The 401-nt window shown below is 68.8% G+C and carries 1 protein-coding gene; it reads left to right on the forward strand.

Annotated elements, in window-relative coordinates; genetic code table 11:
• Positions 1 to 401: aminotransferase class I/II-fold pyridoxal phosphate-dependent enzyme (locus tag EN786_RS36220; RefSeq protein WP_135910060.1), on the forward strand; the 401-nt coding region annotated here is incomplete at both ends.

The following is a 401-nucleotide window of genomic DNA, read 5'->3' on the forward strand; positions in this document are numbered from 1 at the left end:
CTCGGCCCGACCTATGCCGAACACGCCCGGGCTGCTGCCATCGCCGGCCATGCGGTCGCGGAGGTCAGCGATTTCGATGCGCTGGTCGAGGCGGACCTCGCGGTGCTGGTCAACCCCAACAATCCGGACGGTCGGGTGATCGAAAAGGCCCGGCTGCTCGAGCTTGCTGCGCGGCTTCGCGCCAAGGGCGGGCTGCTGGTCGTCGACGAGGCTTTCATGGATGTCGGCCCGATCGAGCATAGCCTGGCCGGCGATGTCACCGAGGGCGGCATTGTCGTGCTGCGCTCGTTCGGCAAGTTCTTCGGCCTTGCGGGTGTTCGGCTCGGCTTCGCGCTGACCGATGCTCTGACGGCCGAGCGGCTGGATGCGCAACTGGGGCCTTGGGCGGTGGCCGGTCCGGC

This window comes from Mesorhizobium sp. M4B.F.Ca.ET.143.01.1.1 (assembly GCF_004792275.1).
GTDB lineage: Bacteria > Pseudomonadota > Alphaproteobacteria > Rhizobiales > Rhizobiaceae > Mesorhizobium > Mesorhizobium abyssinicae.